Origin of the sequence: Streptomyces sp. Q6 (assembly GCF_036967205.1) — a bacterium.
Lineage (GTDB): Bacteria > Actinomycetota > Actinomycetes > Streptomycetales > Streptomycetaceae > Streptomyces > Streptomyces citrinus.
Genome location: NZ_CP146022.1, coordinates 418,350 through 434,525 on the forward strand (window position 1 = coordinate 418,350; position 16,176 = coordinate 434,525).

The following is a 16,176-nucleotide window of genomic DNA, read 5'->3' on the forward strand; positions in this document are numbered from 1 at the left end:
CGTACGCGGCGGTTCACTCGTCGCTGACGCGGCGCCGCTCCTGTGTCTGGGTCGCGATCACCGCGGCCTGGATGCGGCGCTCCACGCCCAGCTTCGCGAGCAGGCGGGAGATGTGGTTCTTGACGGTCTTCTCCGCGAGGTAGAGCCGCCGGCCGATCTGGCGGTTGGTCAGCCCCTCGCCGATCAGGCCGAGGATCTCCCGCTCCCTGGGGGTGAGCCCTTCGAGCGCGTCCGGCTCCGCGGCCTTCGCGTGCTCGCCGCGCAGCCGGGCCATCAACTGGGCGGTGGCCGTCGCGTCGAGCAGCGACTGCCCGGTGGCCACGGTGCGTACGGCGTTCACCAGGTCGGAGCCCTGGATCTGCTTCAGGACGTACCCGGAGGCGCCCGCCATGATCGAGTCGAGCAGCGCCTCCTCGTCGTCGAAGGACGTGAGCATCAGACAGGCCAGGTCCGGCAGGTCCGAGCGGAGCTGCCGGCAGACGGTCACGCCGTCGCCGTCGGGCAGCCGGACGTCGAGCACGGCGACGTCCGGGCGCAGCGCGGGAACCCGCGCGAGGGCCTGGGCGATGGTCGCCGCCTCGCCGACGACGCTGATGTCCTCCTGGTCCTCCAGGAGGTCGTGCACTCCCCTGCGGACCACCTCGTGGTCGTCGAGGAGGAAGACCCGTATCGGTGTCCGCGGGCTGTCGGGGCGGCCGCTCTCCGTCATCGACGGCTCCTGTCCTGCGCATCGTCACTGCCTCGGTCCGGCCACCGTACGACGGCACCCGTCCTGCCGGACCTGATCCTTCGCGTTCCGGTGCCGGGAGGACAGGGCCGTTCGGTCCCTTGACGGCCGCCCGGACGGGGGCCGGGTGGCCGAGGTCCGCGAAACGCCGTGCGGCGACCGGGACTTCGCGGTCGCGGACCGGGGCCACCCGGCCCCGTCCCGGACCGGGTGGCCCATGTCGCCGACGGGCGGGGATCGCGACGCTGAGATGGAGGGCTCCCCGTCCGGTCCGGGCGGGACCGGCCCGTGCGTTCAGGTTCCTACGGAGGTCATCCGCATGATCCGCCCCGTCACCGTCGGCCTCGACGGTTCGCCCGAGAGTCTGGCCGCGGCCGAGTGGGCCGCCCGCGAGGCAGCCCGGCACACCCTGCCCCTGAACCTGGTGCAGGTCTGGGCCTGGCAGCCGCACGACGTGCCCGCCCCCCAGGACCCCGACACACAGCGGCACTGGGCGCTGCGGATCCTGCGCGAGGCGGAGCGACGCCTGCTCGACCTGCACCCGCGACTGACGGTCGCGACGGAACAAGCGCGCGGCGACACACGCGAGTTGCTGGTGGAGCGCGCGGAGACGTCCGAGATGCTGGTCCTCGGCTCCGGCGGGCACGGAGCGGTGGCCGGGTTCCTGCTCGGCTCCGTCGGCCGGCAGGTCCTCGCCCACGCGCGCGCTCCGGTCGTCCTGGTGCGGCAGCACGCCCGGTCGGAGGCCGCGTACGACGACGCCGAGGTCGTCGTCGGGCTGTCCCGTCCCGACCGGTCCGCGGCGCCGCTCCTGGAGTTCGCGTTCGCGGAGGCCGACGCCCGGCAGTCGGCTCTGCGCGTCGTGCACGCCCCGTCGCCGCCGCCGCATGTGCGCCGCGATGCCGCGCAGGGCGCGGGCGACGCGTTGCGGGGCCGCGCCGAGAAGGCGCTGCTCGATCTGCTGGCTCCGTGGCAGGACAGCCATCCGCAGGTCCCCGTCACGCTCACCGTCGAACTCGACGGCGCGGCCGGGGTGTTGCTCCAGGCGGCCGCCGACGCCGGGCTCGTCGTGGTGGGGCGCCGGCTGCACCGGCCGGCGCTCGGCCCGCGCATCGGTCCGGTGACCCACGCGGTTCTGCACCACACGGCGGCCCCCGTCGCCGTCGTCCCCCAGCCCTGAGGAGGCGGACCGTCATGGTCCCTTACGTGTACGACTTCACCGAGGGCGGCCGGTCCATGGCGGCCCTGCTCGGCGGCAAGGGCGCGAACCTCGCCGAGATGGCCCGCCTGGGCCTGCCGGTACCGCCCGGCTTCATCGTCACCACGCAGGCCTGCCGGGTCTTCCTCACCACCGGAGCCGAACCACCCTCCCTGGCGGGCGAGTTGGCCGATCATCTCGCCGCGCTGGAGGCGTCCGCCGGGCGCAGCCTCGGGCAGCCGGACGATCCGCTGCTGCTGTCCGTGCGCTCGGGCGCGCGGTTCTCCATGCCCGGCATGATGGAGACGGTCCTCGACGTGGGCCTGACCGACGCCGGTGTGGCGGGCCTCGCGAAGGCGTCCGGCAGCGACCGCTTCGCCTGGGACTCCTACCGCCGCCTCCTCCAGATGTTCGGCAGCACGGTGATGGGCGTCGACGCGGAGCTGTTCGAGCGGGCTCTCGCGCGGCTCAAGGAGTTCGTGGGCGCGCCGGACGACGTCTCCCTGAGCGCGTCCGACCTGGCCGAACTCGTCGACACGTACAAGGCGTTGATCCGCGACGAGACCGGAGAGGAGTTCCCGCAGGACCCGGCGGAGCAGCTGCGCCGCGCCGTACGCGCCGTGTTCGCCTCGTGGAACGGGGAGCGGGCCCGCGTCTACCGCCGCCGCGCGCACATCCCCGACGATCTGGGCACCGCCGTCACCGTGCAGCGCATGGTCTTCGGCAATCTCGGCTCCGCCTCCGGCAGCGGTGTCGCCTTCACCCGCGACCCGGCGACCGGGCGGCCGGGCGCGTACGGCGACTACTTGCCCGACGCCCAGGGCGAGGACGTCGTCGCGGGCGTCCGCAACACGGTCCCGCTGGCCGAGCTCGAACGCCTCGACCCGAACGCGTACAGCCACCTCATGGGCCATCTGCGGGTGTTGGAGCAGCACTACCGGGATCTGTGCGACGTCGAGTTCACCATCGAGCGGGGCACGCTGTGGATGTTGCAGACCCGTGTGGGGCAGCGCACCGCCGAGGCGGCGTTCACCATCGCCGCCGCACTGGCCGACGAGGGACGCATCGACGTGGACGAGGCGTTGACCCGGGTCGGCGGGGACGGTCTGGCGCGGCTGATGTTCCCGCGCTTCGACGCGTCGGCGACCGGCGATCCGCTGGCGCGCGGGGTCCCGGCGTCACCGGGGGCGGCCGTGGGCGCGGCGGTGTTCGACTCCGCCGAGGCCGCGCGGCGCGCCGCCCGGGGCGAGAAGGTGGTCCTGGTCCGCGAGGAGACCACCCCGGACGACCTGCCCGGCATGGTCGCGGCACAGGCCGTCCTGACCGCCCGCGGCGGCAAGACCAGCCACGCCGCGGTGGTCGCGCGCGGCATGGGCAAGGTGTGCGTGTGCGGCGCGGAGCGGCTCGCGGTGGATGTGCGCGGGCGGCGTCTCGTCGTGGGCGACACCGTCGTCGAGGAGGGCGCGGTGCTGTCGGTGGACGGTTCCGAAGGGGCCGTGTACGTCGGTGCGGTCCCGCTCATGGACTCGACGGTCATGCGGTACTTCGAGACCGGGGAACGCGCGGACGGTGTCGTCGACGCGGTGGCGGGCGCCCTCGACCAGGCCGACCGGGTCCGCCGGTTGGAGGTACGGGCCAACGCCGACACCCCCGAGGACGCGGCGCGGGCGCGGCGGTTCGGGGCACAGGGCATCGGGCTGTGCCGTACCGAGCACATGTTCCTCGGCGACCGGCGGCAGCTGGTCGAGGCGATGATCCTGGCGCACACGGACGCGGAGCGGGAGCGGGCCCTGGACGCACTGCTGCCGTTGCAGCGGGCGGACTTCGTGGGCATCCTCACGGCGATGGACGGCCTTCCGGTCACCATCAGGCTGCTCGACCCGCCGCTGCACGAGTTCCTGCCCGACCACACCGAACTGGCCGTGCGGGTCGCGACCGCCGCGCGCCCCGACCCGCACGACGTCGCCCTGCTCGACGCGGTGGAGCGCATGCACGAGAGCAATCCGATGCTGGGGCTGCGCGGGGTGCGGCTCGGCCTGGTCGTGCCGGGGCTGGTGGCGATGCAGGTACGGGCCGTCGCGGAAGCCGTCGTGGAGTGCCGGCGGTCCGGCGGGCACCCGCGGGCCGAGATCATGGTGCCGCTGATCGCCACGGTCGAGGAACTGCGCCTGGTGCGCGAGGAGGTGGAGCGGGTGCTCGCCGAGGTGTCCGCGTCCTCGGGCCTCACCGTCGACTGCCCGGTCGGCACGATGATCGAACTTCCCCGGGCGGCGCTCACCGCGGGCGGCATCGCGGCGGAGGCGGAGTTCTTCTCCTTCGGCACGAACGATCTGACGCAGACGACGTGGGGCTTCTCGCGGGACGACGTCGAGGCGGCGTTCTTCTCCGCGTACCTCGCCAAGGGCGTCTTCCCCGTCTCCCCGTTCGAGACGATCGACCGTCAGGGCGTCGGCCGGCTCGTCGAGTCGGCGGTCGCGGAGGGCCGTGCCGCCCGTCCCGACCTGACGATCGGGGTGTGCGGCGAGCACGGCGGCAACCCGGAGTCGGTCCGCTTCTTCCATGACGCGGGTCTCGACTACGTCTCCTGCTCCCCGTTCCGGGTGCCGGTGGCCCGGCTGGAGGCGGGCCGCGCGGCGATCGCGGCGGGCGACGGTCCGGGAGCGGCCGTGTGAGCGGACCGGCCCCCGGGCGCCGCGGACGGACCCGGTGACGTGCGCGACGCCCGGCGGCCGATCGAAAGGACGCAGATGCTCGACCGATGCCGGTGCCGTTCGGGCATCATGGGACGCGTCCGGGACGAGCTGGGGGCGGAAATGGACCGGGATACGGAAGATGCGTCGGGGCCCGGGTCCGCCACGTCGGCGACGCCCTCGTTCCGGCTCGATGTGCTCCTGGAGGAGCTTCAGGACCAGGTGCAGCGCGTGCGCGCCACCCAGAACCGGGTGCACGCGCTGCTCGACGCGGTGCTCGCGATCGGCAGCGACCTGGACCTCGACGTGGTGCTGCGCCGGATCGTGGAGTCCGCGACGCAGGTGGTCGACTGCCGCTACGGCGCCCTCGGGGTGGTCGGCGAGGAAGGCGGCATCAAGCAGTTCATCACCGTCGGCATCGACGACGAGACCATCGCCCGGATCGGCCACTACCCCGAGGGCGAGGGCATCCTGGGGCTGCTGATCCGTGAGCCGTACACCCTGCGGCTGCCCGTCCTGAGCGACCATCCGGACTCGGTGGGCTTCCCCGAGGGCCATCCGCCGATGACCACGTTCCTCGGCACCCCTGTCCAGGTCAGGGGCCGGATATTCGGCAACCTGTATCTGACGGAGAAGAGCGGGGGCCGGCCCTTCGACCCGGAGGACGAGGTCGTGCTCCGTACGCTCGGCGCCGCGGCGGGTGTCGCGATCGACAACGCACGCCTGTACGACGACGCCCGGCGCCGCGAGCGCTGGCTTGCGGCGAGCAGCGACCTGACCCGCACGCTGCTGTCGGGGGCCGACCCGACGCAGGTCCTGCACTCGTTCACGGCCACGGTCCGCGAGCTGTCAGGGGCGGATCTCGTGACGCTCGCGGTGCCGGTCGGCGACACCGGCGACCTCCTGGTGGAGGCGGCGAACGGACTGGACGCGGAGCGGCTGCTGGGCCTCGCGCTGCCGGTCGGCACGAGTCTGGCCGCGAAGGTGTTCGGCTCCGGCGAGACGCTCGTCAGCGGGTCCCTGAGCGACGACGCGCGGGACGAGCCGGCACACGCGGCGGGGCCGCGGCTCGGCTCGGCGTTCCTGTTGCCGCTCGGCACGCGTGAGAACGTCCGCGGGGTCCTCCAGGTCGCCAACCGGCAGGGCGGGCCGGACTTCCAGCAAGCCACCATCGACATGATCACCGGGTTCGCGGGCCATGCAGGGCTCGCCCTGGAGATCGCCGAACACCGCAGGGAGGCCGAGCAGTTGCTCGTCCTCAACGACCGCGACCGGATCGCGAGGGACCTGCACGACCTGGCCATCCAGCGGTTGTTCGCGGGCGGCCTGAGCCTTCAGTCGGTGCTCGGCCGGATCGCCGACCGGCCGGAGGCCGCCGACCGGGTGCGGCGCGTGGTGGAGGACCTGGACGACACGATCCGGGTGGTGCGCTCCACCATCTACGCGCTGCGCGAGAGCGACCGGGTGGAGGCGGCGGGGCTGCGCGCCCGGCTCGTCGCGCAGGCCGGCCGCGCGGCGGAGACGCTCGGGTTCTCCCCGGCGCTGCGGATGAGCGGTCTCCTCGACACCTCCGTCACCGACGACACGGCCCAGCAACTGCTCGCCGTGCTCCGCGAGGCCCTGTCGAACGTGGCACGGCACGCGCACGCCACCTCCGTGGACATCTCGGCCGAGGTGGCGGACGGCCGGCTGCGACTGTGCGTCGCCGACGACGGGCGCGGGATGGCGTCGGCGACGGAGCGCCGCAGCGGCCTGGCCAACATCCGCTCCCGCGCCGAGAGCCTCGGCGGCTCGTTCTCGCTGTCCGCGGGCCACCCGAGCGGCACGGTCCTGGAGTGGTCGGTGCCGCTGACGGCCGGCAGCCGGTGAGCCGGGCGGCGCGTCTCACCCCTCGTACACCTCGCGCGGGGAGCGGCGCGGTGTGACGGGTCCCTCGGGCCCGTAGCCGAACCGCACGACCATGTGCGCGTGACCCCGGTGGTCGGGCGCCGCGCTGACCTTCCTGCGCAGGTCCGGCCACTCCATCGCCTGATGGAGCAGGGAGGAGCGCAGCTGGTGCGCGGTGGCCACCAGGAGGACGTGTTCCAGGGCCTGTCCGGCGCGCAGCCAGTCGGCGCGCCGGTCGTGCGCGGTGGTCAGTACGGCGATGGCGGGGGCGCGTTCGAAGTCCCTGGCGGGCAGCGCGCTCGGCCTGCGCCGCGCGGTGAAGTCCCGCATGGGCACCACCTCACGGGCGTCCTGCGGGCCGAGGACCGAGCGCGGCATCCCGTCCCCGGGCGTTCCCGCGCCGCCGTCCCGGCGGACCCACCGCCGGCTCTCCGCACCGCGCAGGGCGTCGCTCCGGTTGCGCTGCTCGGCCTCCGCCGTGACGCGCAGCACCACGGTGCGCTCGGCGGGGTCCGGGAAGGTGAGGGCGGCGCCGCTCGCGTGGGCGGCTTCGGCGAGTTCGGCCCGTACGTCGGCGGGAACGGGGTGTTCGGAGAACGGGAACCTGCTGCTGTGCCGGCGCCAGATCACGTCGTACAGGTCGGACCGGTGCCCGTTGAAGCCGCGTACGACGGCGGGGGCGAGCCGCACCCGGGCGAGCAGCTCGGGGTCGTCCGGGCTCGGCAGCAGCCGGGTCACGGGCAGCCAGCCCGAATGGGCCACCGCGATCCGGAGGTTGAAGACCGCGGCACCCACCGACAGGTGCAGGGCCCGCCCGGCCGCGTCCACCGCGCGCAGCCCGCGCTCGGGGGCGGCGCGCACCTCCAGGGCGGCGGTGTCCGTGTCGAGGCGGAAGGTCCACGGCTGGGTGTTGTGGATGGACGGCGCGGCGACGGCCGCGGAGATCCACGTCTCCAACTCCGCCGCGTGCAGCACCCCGTGGTTCATGATCCCCACCTCCCGCTCCGGAGCCGGTCGTGTGTGCGTCCGCCTTCAGGGTGCGGGACAGGGGGTCGCCGGGGTCAGGGGCCACACGTCCCGGGGTCGCGGCCGGCCGGCCTCCGGTGCCAGGTGCTCAAGTGCCGGAAGTGAGAAGAGTGTTGAGTTCCGTGAAGTCGACGCCGTCCGCGAGGGTGTCGTAGCGGCCGGTGGTGAGGAGGTCGCGGGCGGCCCGGCGGGCGGCGGCGTAGGCGGCCTGGGCGACGCCCGCCCCGAGGCTGACGCGGGCGACGCCGAGGGCGCCGAGTTCCGCCACGGAGGGGGCGCCCGGTCCGGCCATGACGTTCAGGGGTACGGGAATGCCGTCCGCCAGCGCCGCGATCGTGTCACGGTCGACGACACCCGGTACGAAGACGCCGTCGGCGCCGGCGTCGACGTAGCGCAGGGCCCGCTCCAGCGTCTCCTTCAGCCGGTCCCGCTCCTCGCCGAGGCCGAACAGGTACGTGTCGACGCGGGCGTTGAGGAAGAGGTCGGTCCCCTGCGCGTCGGCGGCCGCGCGCGCCGCGGTCAGGCGTGCGGCGAGTTCGGCCGGGGGCCGGGTGCCGTCCTCGATGTTGACGCCGACCGCGCCCGCGGCGACGACCTGCCGTACGGTTCCGGCGACGGCGGCGAGGTCATCGCCGTAGCCGCTCTCGATGTCGGCGGTGACGGGCACGGTGACGGCGGCGGCGATCCGGGTGACGGCCGCCATGGCGTCTTCGCGGCTGAGCGCGTCGCCGTCCGGGCGGCCCAGCGACCAGGCGACGCCGGCGCTGGTCGTGGCGATCGCGGCGGCGCCCGCGTCCTCGACGAGCCGGGCACCGGCGACGTCCCAGACGTTGGCGAGGGCGAGCGGCCGGGCAGGGGTGTGCAGGGCGCGGAAGCGGCGTACGGCGTCCTGGTGCGTGGTGGTCATGCGGGGAGTCAACACCCGGTCGCGGGCGGGGGCTGGCAGGAATCCGACGTCGACGTCGGCTCGCGCCCCGCGCCGTCCCCCTCCCCTACCGCTGAGTAGGATCACGGGACACGGACAGCCGGTCCCACCCGTCGGGAGACAGACCCATGAGCGCATCGCCCCGTATCCACGTCGGCTCGGTCGTCGAGGACTTCACGCTGCCCGACGAGACGGGTACGCCGACGAGCCTGTCGTCGCTGCTCGCCGACGGTCCGGTGGTGGTGTTCTTCTATCCGGCCGCGATGACCCCGGGCTGTACCGCCGAGGCGTGTCACTTCCGGGATCTGGCGGCCGAGTTCGCGGCGGTGGGCGCGCGGCCGGTGGGCATCAGCTCCGACCCGGTCGACAAGCAGCGGGAGTTCGCCGGACTGCACACGCTCGGGTTCCCGCTGCTGTCCGACCCGGAGGGCGTCGTCCGCGAACGGTTCGGTGTGGCACGGGGGTTCGGACCGCTGCCGACCAAGCGCGCCACCTTCGTCATCGGGACCGACCGGCGGGTGCGCGAGGTCGTGCGCAGCGAGTTCCGGATGAGCGCGCACGCGGACAAGGCGCTGGCCGCGCTGCGTACCGCCCCCACCGACTGACCCCTACCGCCGGCTGCGCACCAGCAGGTACACGAAGTACGGCGTCCCGACCACCGCCGTCATGAGTCCCGCGCCGAGTTGGGCCGGGGCGATGACGGTGCGGCCCAGCAGGTCGGCGGCGCAGACCAGGGTCGCGCCGAGGAGCATCGCGACCGGCACGACGCGGACGTGCCGACGGCCGACCAGGGCGCGGGCGGCGTGCGGCGCGACGAGGCCGACGAAGCCGATCGTGCCCGCGGCGGCCACCGCCGTGGCGCTGAGCAGCACACTCACGACGAGGAAGCCGAGGCGCCCGCGCGCGAGGTCCATGCCGAGGAGCCGGGGCGTGTCCTCGTCGAGCGAGACGAGGTCGAGTTCCCTGCGCCGGGTGATCGCCACGACGGTGCCGACGACCAGCGCGGCGGCGACCGGCAGCAGGTCGGGGCCGGTGCGCCCGTACGTCGAACCCGACAGCCAGATCAGGGCCTTGGTGGCGCTGAACCGGTCGGTGAGCACGATGAGCAGGCTGATCAGGGCGCTCGTGCCGGCACTGACACCGACGCCGACGAGGACGAGCCGGCTGTGCCGGAAGCCGCCCTTCGCGGCGAGCCCGAAGACGATCGCCGCGCTGATCCCGGCGCCCGCGAAGGCCGCCGTCGCGATGCTCCACGATCCGGCGCCGGGCGCGGTGGTGACGAGGAGGACCGCGCCGAGCGCGGCACCGCCGGAGACGCCGAGGACGCCGGGTTCGGCGAGGGGTTGCGGGTGACGGACTGTACGAGGGTGCCGGAGAGGGCGAGCGCGGCGCCCGCGGCGAGGGCGGCGCACACGCGCGGCACCCGGGTGTCGAGGACGAAGGTGATGCCCTGACCCGCTTGCCCGCGCGCCCAGTTGGCGACGTCGCCGAGGAGCAGCGTGCTGTCGCCGACCAGGACGGCGGCGATCACCACGCCGACGAGCACCACCACGACGGCGGCCAGGGTGCCGGTGAACGCGGCCCGGCCCGGGATGCGCAGCCGGTCCGGTGGCGCGGCGGCCTCGCCGTCGCGCAGGCGCAGGGCCATCGCGACGAGGAAGACGGCGCCGACGACGCTGGTGATGACGCCGGTCGGCACGGTGACGGCGGTCTCGGCGGAGGTGACCGCGCGCAGCAGCACGTCGGAGCCGAGGACGAGCGCCGCGCCGACGAGTCCGGCGGCGGGGACGCGCGCGCGGTGCCGTACGAGCGAGCGGACCCGGCGGGCGAGCGGCCGCACGAGGGCGGGTGCGCACAGGCCGACGAAGCCGATCGGTCCGGCCAGGGTGACGGCGGCCGCGGACAGCAGCGAGGCGAGGACGACGGCGGTGACGCGGGTGCCGCGCACCGGGATGCCGAGGCCGCGCGCCGCGTCGTCGCCGAGCGCGAGTCCGTCGACGCGCCGGGCGAGGAGCAGCAGCCCGGCCAGCGCGGCGAGCACGACGGGCGCCATCTGCGCGACGCCGTCGAAGCCGTTCTGGGCGATGCTGCCCTGGCCCCATTGGTAGAGGCCGTCGGTCTGTTCGGGAAAGAGCAGGAGCAGCGCCTCGGTGACGGCGCTCAGGCCCAGGGCGAGCGCGCTGCCCGCGAGGACGAGGCGGACGGTGCCCGTGCCGCGTCCCGCGAGGACGAGCACGGCCGCGGCGGCGGCGAGCCCGCCGGCGAACGCGACGGACGACGACGCGAGCAGCGGCAGGGACACGCCGCTGACCGTGAGCAGGCCGAGCGCCAGGTACGCGCCGGCGTTGACGGCGAGGGTGTCGGGAGCGGCGAGCACGTTGCGGCTCACCGCCTGGAGTACGGCGCCGGCCGCGCCGAGGGCGACGCCGACGAGGATTCCCGCGGCCATGCGCGGCAGCCGGGAGGCGACGACGACGGACGCGTCGCCCGGCTCGGCGCGGCCGGTGAGGGCGTCCCACACCTGGCTCGCGCCGACGGAGGACGTGCCCTGGGTGATGTCGACGACGGCGAGCACGGCGACGAGGAGGACGAGCCCGGCCGTCACCGCGATGGCGCCCGTCGGGGACGCGGCCGGGCGCGCGGAGGTGGCGGCGGGGGTTGCGGTGACGGCCACGGGCGTTACGCGGTGAGGGCGGAGACGACGGCGTCGATGTACTTCTCCATCGACTTGGGTCCGCCGAACATCCACACGCCGTCAGGCAGTCGGTGCACGTCGCCGGACTTCACGAACGACAGCGACTTCCATACCGAGTTGTCGGCGAGGTCCTTGGTGAAGACGTCGGTCTCCGCCTTGTTGCCGATGTAGGCGAACCGCACGTCGTCGCCGAGCCCGGTCAGTCCCTCGACGTCGGTGGTGGCGAGGCCGTAGTCCTTGTCGCCCTTGATCTTCCAGGCGTTCCGGAGCCCGAGGTCCTCGTTGACGGCGCCGACGAGGGAGCCGCTGGTGTAGGCCCGTACGGACACCTGGTTGGAGGCGGCGTACCCGTCGGCGAAGGCGATCTTCGAGCCGTCGAGTCCGGCGTCCTTCAGCGCCTTCCTGCCGTCGGCGACCTTGGCCTCGTAGGACTTCTTCGCGGCCTTCGCCGCCTCCTGCCTGCCGGTCGCCTCGGCGATGACGTCGAGGGTGTCGGTCATCTGTCCGACCTGGTCGGCGGCGTCGGCGGAGGTGACCTGGAGGACGGGGGCGATCTTCTTCATCTGCTTGACCGCGGACGCCGACAGATCGGTGGTGGTGACGATGAGGTCGGGGGTGAGCCCGGCGATGGTGTCCATGCTGGGCTCGCCGCGGGTGCCGATGTCCTTGGGCGAGTTGGTGAGCGGGGCGGCCGTGTCCCACGCCGTGTAGCCCTTGACGTCGGCGACGCCGACGGGGTCGACGCCGAGGGTGACGAGGGATTCGACGACGTTCCACTCGGTGCCGACGACCTTGGTGGCCGGGCGGTCGAGGCGGACCGTGGCGCCGTTGGCGTCGGTCAGCGTGATGGCGGAGGACTTCTCGCCCTTGGGAGCGGCGTCGGTGGTCTCGGACGTGCCGCAGGCGGTCAGGAGGAGGGCGGCGGCAGCGGCCGCGGCGCCGGCGAGGAGGGGGCGAGGGTGTCTCATGACGTGCTGTGGAGCCTTTCGCTTCTGCTGTGGTGGCGGCCCAGGGCGCGGGTGCGCAGGCGGCCGGTGAGGGGGTCGGTGTCGACGTCGATGCGGATGCCGTACGTCTCGGAGAGGAGTGCGGGGCGCAGGACGTCCTCGGGGGTGCCGTCGGCGACGATGCGCCCGGCGTGGAGCAGGGCGATGCGGTCGGCGACCGCGGCGGCCTGGTCCAGGTCGTGCAGGACCACGCCGACCGCGATACCGCTGTCGTCGGCCAGATCCCGCATGAGGTCGAGGAGTTCGACCTGGTAGCGCAGGTCGAGGTAGGTGGTCGGCTCGTCGAGCAGGAGCACGCCGGTCTGCTGGGCGAGGCACCCGGCGAGCCAGACGCGCTGCAACTGTCCGCCGGAGAGCTGGTCGACGCCGCGCTCGGCGAGGCCGTCGACGCCGGTCAGGGCCATCACCCGGGCGACGACGGCGGCGCCCTCGGGGTCGGTCCGCCCCCAGCGCCCGCGGTGCGGGTAGCGGCCGAACTCCACGACGTCGCGGACCGTGAGGCCGCCCGGCGTGGGGCGCCCCTGCGTCAACAGGGCGACGCGGCGCGCGAACTGACGGGTCGTGAGGCCGAAGCCGTCGGCGGCGTCGGGGCTCCCGGCGTCGAGGGTCAGGGTGCCGCTCCGGGCGCCCTGGAGCCGCGCGATGGAGCGCAGCAGGGTGGACTTGCCGCTGCCGTTGGGGCCGACGAGGGCGGTCACGTCGCCGGGACGCAGGACGAGGCCCGCGTCATGGACGACATCGGTCCCGTCGTACGACACGGTCATGTGCGCGGCCGACAGGGCATGACCGCGCGGACGTGGAGCGCTGCCAGCGCGTTCACCAGATCTCACGTGAGGAAGGTTAGCCTAACCTTACCCACGTGGGAACGGGGGGTGTCCGCGCCGTCGGCGTCAGTCGTCGAGGACGGCGGCGACGGCCTCGATCTCCACGAGCTGGTCGGCGTAGCCGAGAACGGTCACCCCCATCAGGGTGCTCGGCACGTCGTGCTCGCCGAAGGCGTCGCGGACCACCTGCCAGGCGGCGACCAGATCCTGCTGCCGGGTGGACGCGACGAGCACCCGCGTACTGATGACGTCTGCGAGGTCGGCGCCTGCCGCGGCGAGGGCCGTGCGCAGGTTCTCGACGCATCGGGCGGCCTGGCCGGCGTGGTCGCCGACGGCGGCGGTCGACCCGTCCTTCTCCAACGGGCAGGCCCCGGCGAGGAAGATGAGCCGGGCCTCGGCCGGGGCGGTCGCCGCGTACGCGTACTCCGCGACGTCGGACAGGGCGGCGGAGCGGATGAGGGTGACAGCACGGGGCACGACCAGGGGGTCCCTTCGGGCGGTACGGCGGACACGCGAGCCCGGCCAGCCTGCCACGCCGCCACCGCCCTCACCTCCCCATTTCTCCGCCCTCCCGACGGGGCGGGGTCACGGCCGGAGAGGCAGCGTCCCGCAGTTGGTCGCGGCCGGCTTCCCGGACAGCCGGTCCGTCAGCCAGTCCACCGCGGGCCCCTGGTCCGTGAGGAGCGGCCCGAAGTGGTTGATCAGCGCCCGCCCGACGTCGGGCAGGACCACCGGCTTGTACGTGACCTGCGCGCCGCGTCCGCACCAGTCGACGGCCAGTCGGCGCGCCTGCCCGTGCGGGACGAGGTTGTCGCTGACACCGGTGGCCACGCGCACGGGGCCGGACGGCTTCATGGTGCCGATGCGCTGCTCCGCGAGGAACGCCTGAAGGCGCGGCTCGGCCTTGATGATCTGCTCCAGGCTCTGGCCGCCGGTGGTCCAGGAGGTGCTGCGCCGCGAGGAGTAGCCGAAGATGGCGTCGCCGACGCACATGGTCGACAGGTCCTTGAGCGCCGCGCGCCCCTTGCCGCTGAGGTAGGCGTCGGCGATGGGCCGCAGCTCGGGGTCGGACTGGAGGAATCCGTTGAGGGACCAGCCGAGGGCGCCCACCAGGTCGGTGCCGTCGATGGCCTTGGTGGTCTCGGTGAGGTCGGCCGGCGGCGCTCCCGCATAGGTGCCGGAGAGCGGGACGTCGGGCGCGTACGCCGACTGGATCTCGGCGGCCGCCGCGGTGGCGCCGCCGCCCTGGCTGTAGCCGAAGAGGCCGACGCGGGAGTCGGTGGTGACCGTCGATCCGCGCAGACCCCGCGCGGCGCGGACCGCGTCAAGGACGGCGTGGGCCTCGTCGAGCCGGTTGACGTAGGTGTGCAGACGGTCGGTCGCACCGAGGCCGATGTAGTCGGTGACGACGACCGCGACCCCCTTGGCGAGGAGCCGGTAGATCGCCAGGTCCTCGTAACCGACGGACACCGTCTGCCCGTTGAGCCTGAGCGGGTGTTCCAGGCCGAGCGAGGCGGCGCACTGGTCGCCCTGCCCCTGGGTGCCGGGGGCGAGGGCGACGAGCGGGCGGGCGCCCGCGCCGCGCCACCGGGCGGTGGGCTCGATGTAGGCGCCGGTGGCGGCGGCCGGTCCGCCGTTGGAGTCGGTGGTCTTGTACATCAGGCGCGTAGCCGTGCCGGGCAGCGGGCCGTGCAGCGTGGGCAGGCTCAGCGCGAGGGGCAGCGGCTCGCTGCGGATCAGGGCGCCGTCGGCGGCGGGCAGTTCGGCGGGCGGGTTGTAGAAGGCCGGGATGGTGACGCCGCGCGAGACCTCCTCGTCGGATCCGGTGGCGGCCGCGGCGGGCACGGCCTGCGCGCCCAGACAGGCGGCGACCGTGACGGCGGCGGCCAGCAGGCGGGTGGGTGCGGGCATGGCAAACCTCCTGAGAACAGGCGGGATTCGAGGCGTGCGGCCGGTCGTCCCACCGCCCCCACGCGCCGCGGGGACGCTATCCGCAACGGAGTTACCGCGGGTAGCACCAGGAGAGTTACGGTTGAGTAACTTATTGCGAGGCACGGCGGATCTTGCCCGGGAGGCAAGACGTTTCACCCCGCGTTCAACAATCTGTTTATGATCACCGGGCCCCGCCTCCCCCTGCCCGGAAGCCCCGCATGTCCACGCCCCCGTCCACCGCCTCCGCGCGGCCGCACCCGCTGCACGTCCTGCGCACCACCGCCTTCGCGAGCGGCACCCTGCTGCTGCTCGTCGCCGTCGGGGTCGTACTGCGCCAGCCCCTGCTCATCCCGCCGCTCGCGGCCAGCGCCGCCCTGGTGCACAGCGCGCCCGGCCTGCCGATCTCCCAGCCCCGCAACCTCGTCGCCGGCCACCTGATATCCGCGACCATCGGATACGGCACCCTCGCCGCGGCCGGCAGCAACGGCTGGAGCGCGGCGGTCGCCGCCGGACTCTCGCTCGGCGCGATGATGCTCACCCGCACCTCCCACTCCCCCGCCGTGGCCACCGCCGTCATCGTGGTGCTCCAGGCCCCGCACCCGCTGCCGTTCCTGCCCCTGCTCGGGCTCGCCGCCGTACTGCTCGTCCTGATCGGCCTGTTGCCCGGCCGCGTCGGCGCCCACCCGGTGCGCTATCCGCTCTCCTGGTGAGTCGGTTCACGCCAAACCAGCGGCACTTTTCACGCTTCCTCCGCGTCGCAACATCCTGTTAACCCACCGATCAACTTTGCAGAGCTAACCTGCCTCTTGACCTTCGGTTGACCAACCGTTGGCATCGTCTTGACATGCGGACGGGCGAGAGGGGGGGTGCATGTTCCGAGGTGGCACGCGAGTCGGTGGACCGGTGGCGCTGTTCGTCGCTGTCCTGCTCGCCCTCCCGTTCTTCGCGACCGCACACCCGTTCGCTCCCGCACATCCGCACGAGCGCACCGTGTCCGCCGTCGACTGCACGGACGCGCCCGCCCCGGTCGAAGGGCCTCGTACCCGCGACCGGCAGCGCGGAGCTCCGGCCTCCGCCGGATCGCCCTGCCCGCACCCGGTGTCGGTGGCGGCCGACCCCGTGACCGTGCCGGACCCGTCGCCCTCCGGCGACGCGCACTCCCGGCCGACGAGATCCTCGAGAGCCCTCACGGCGGCGGCCCTTCAGGTCTTCCGCTGCTGACAGAGACAGTCCTTCGCACCTGTCCTGCACGCCCGACGCGCCCC

Annotated in this window: 12 protein-coding genes and 3 pseudogenes; 6 read left to right on the forward strand and 9 right to left on the reverse strand. The window is 73.9% G+C overall.

The genetic code is table 11. The features are described from left to right. Positions 1 to 13: 13 nt before the first annotated feature. Positions 14 to 709, reverse strand: coding sequence for a response regulator transcription factor (locus V2W30_RS02135; RefSeq protein ID WP_338693136.1), 696 nt, complete (start codon positions 707 to 709; stop codon positions 14 to 16). A gap of 337 nt (positions 710 to 1,046) precedes the next feature. Here V2W30_RS02135 and V2W30_RS02140 point away from each other — a divergent pair, with 337 nt between their 5' ends. The 3 genes from V2W30_RS02140 to V2W30_RS02150 all read left to right on the forward strand — a co-directional run bounded on the left by V2W30_RS02140 (position 1,047) and on the right by V2W30_RS02150 (position 6,484). Further along, the gene (locus tag V2W30_RS02140) at positions 1,047 to 1,907 is read left to right on the forward strand and encodes a universal stress protein (RefSeq protein ID WP_338693137.1); all 861 of its coding nucleotides are present in this window, start codon (positions 1,047 to 1,049) and stop codon (positions 1,905 to 1,907) included. 14 nt (positions 1,908 to 1,921) lie between these two features. Next, positions 1,922 to 4,597 carry a pyruvate, phosphate dikinase gene (gene ppdK, locus V2W30_RS02145; RefSeq protein WP_338693139.1) on the forward strand — a complete coding sequence of 892 codons (2,676 nt, stop codon included), beginning with the start codon at positions 1,922 to 1,924 and terminating at the stop codon, positions 4,595 to 4,597. 108 nt (positions 4,598 to 4,705) lie between these two features. After that, positions 4,706 to 6,484: a GAF domain-containing sensor histidine kinase gene (locus tag V2W30_RS02150; protein WP_338693141.1), complete on the forward strand. Its 1,779-nt coding sequence runs from the start codon at positions 4,706 to 4,708 to the stop codon at positions 6,482 to 6,484. Between the two features lie 15 nt (positions 6,485 to 6,499). Here the strand turns inward: V2W30_RS02150 and V2W30_RS02155 are convergent, their stop codons facing one another. Further along, positions 6,500 to 7,489, reverse strand: a complete 990-nt coding sequence (locus V2W30_RS02155; protein ID WP_338693143.1) for an Acg family FMN-binding oxidoreductase — start codon at positions 7,487 to 7,489, stop codon at positions 6,500 to 6,502. Between the two features lie 127 nt (positions 7,490 to 7,616). Further along, a complete protein-coding gene (locus V2W30_RS02160) occupies positions 7,617 to 8,435 on the reverse strand; it encodes an isocitrate lyase/phosphoenolpyruvate mutase family protein (RefSeq protein WP_338693145.1) in 819 nt (272 codons plus the stop codon). Between the two features lie 146 nt (positions 8,436 to 8,581). Here V2W30_RS02160 and V2W30_RS02165 point away from each other — a divergent pair, with 146 nt between their 5' ends. Then, positions 8,582 to 9,058, forward strand: a complete 477-nt coding sequence (locus V2W30_RS02165) for a peroxiredoxin (protein WP_338693147.1) — start codon at positions 8,582 to 8,584, stop codon at positions 9,056 to 9,058. A gap of 3 nt (positions 9,059 to 9,061) precedes the next feature. On the opposite strand, the pseudogene V2W30_RS02170 reads toward V2W30_RS02165, so the two are convergent. The 6 genes and pseudogenes from V2W30_RS02170 to V2W30_RS02190 all read right to left on the reverse strand — a co-directional run bounded on the left by V2W30_RS02170 (position 9,062) and on the right by V2W30_RS02190 (position 14,890). Further along, positions 9,062 to 11,127, reverse strand: a pseudogene (locus V2W30_RS02170) (iron ABC transporter permease). 5 nt (positions 11,128 to 11,132) lie between these two features. Continuing rightward, positions 11,133 to 12,116 (reverse strand): iron-siderophore ABC transporter substrate-binding protein, encoded by a 984-nt coding sequence (locus V2W30_RS02175; RefSeq protein WP_338693149.1) that lies wholly within the window; start codon positions 12,114 to 12,116, stop codon positions 11,133 to 11,135. A 128-nt stretch (positions 12,117 to 12,244) separates the two neighbouring features. Further along, positions 12,245 to 12,346 (reverse strand): annotated as a pseudogene (gene fecE / locus V2W30_RS41460) (Fe(3+) dicitrate ABC transporter ATP-binding protein FecE); the annotation flags it as partial. Between the two features lie 90 nt (positions 12,347 to 12,436). After that, positions 12,437 to 12,919, reverse strand: a pseudogene (locus tag V2W30_RS41465) (ABC transporter ATP-binding protein); the annotation flags it as partial. Positions 12,920 to 13,045: 126 nt separating this feature from the next. Further along, a complete protein-coding gene (locus V2W30_RS02185) occupies positions 13,046 to 13,456 on the reverse strand; it encodes a RidA family protein (protein WP_338693153.1) in 411 nt (136 codons plus the stop codon). A 108-nt stretch (positions 13,457 to 13,564) separates the two neighbouring features. Further along, a complete protein-coding gene (locus tag V2W30_RS02190) occupies positions 13,565 to 14,890 on the reverse strand; it encodes a lipase family protein (RefSeq protein WP_338693154.1) in 1,326 nt (441 codons plus the stop codon). Between the two features lie 239 nt (positions 14,891 to 15,129). On the opposite strand from V2W30_RS02190, the gene V2W30_RS02195 reads away from it, so the two are divergent. Both V2W30_RS02195 and V2W30_RS02200 read left to right on the forward strand, forming a co-directional pair. Then, entirely contained in the window at positions 15,130 to 15,621 is a 492-nt protein-coding gene (locus V2W30_RS02195; RefSeq protein WP_338693155.1) for an HPP family protein, read from the forward strand. A gap of 193 nt (positions 15,622 to 15,814) precedes the next feature. Further along, entirely contained in the window at positions 15,815 to 16,132 is a 318-nt protein-coding gene (locus V2W30_RS02200; protein WP_338693157.1) for a hypothetical protein, read from the forward strand. Positions 16,133 to 16,176: the final 44 nt, after the last annotated feature.